The sequence below is a fragment of the Streptomyces sp. NRRL F-5122 genome (genome assembly GCF_001507435.1).
Classification (GTDB): domain Bacteria; phylum Actinomycetota; class Actinomycetes; order Streptomycetales; family Streptomycetaceae; genus Streptomyces; species Streptomyces lannensis.
Genome location: NZ_LMWH01000220.1, coordinates 1 through 230, shown reverse-complemented (window position 1 = coordinate 230; position 230 = coordinate 1). Strand labels below are relative to the sequence as shown.

At 65.2% G+C, this 230-nt stretch carries 1 protein-coding gene; it reads left to right on the top strand.

What is annotated here, in order from left to right; all coding sequences use genetic code 11:
* Positions 1 to 230: helix-turn-helix domain-containing protein (locus ADL25_RS20900; protein WP_159044968.1), on the top strand; the 230-nt coding region annotated here is incomplete at both ends.

Below are 230 nucleotides of genomic sequence, written 5' to 3'. Positions count from 1 at the left end.
GGCTGCAGCGGATCAGCCGCACCGCGAAGGACCCGGTGAAACTCCGCCGGGCGATCGTGGTGCTGATGTCCGCGCAGGGCCAGACGGTCAAGGACATCAACACGCTGATGCAGGTCGGCCAGGACTACGTTCGTGAGGTCATCCACGCCTTCAACGAGCGGGGGTTCGACGCGCTGGACCCAAAATGGAGCGGGGGACGCCCTAAGACGATCACTGACGAGGTGCGCGAG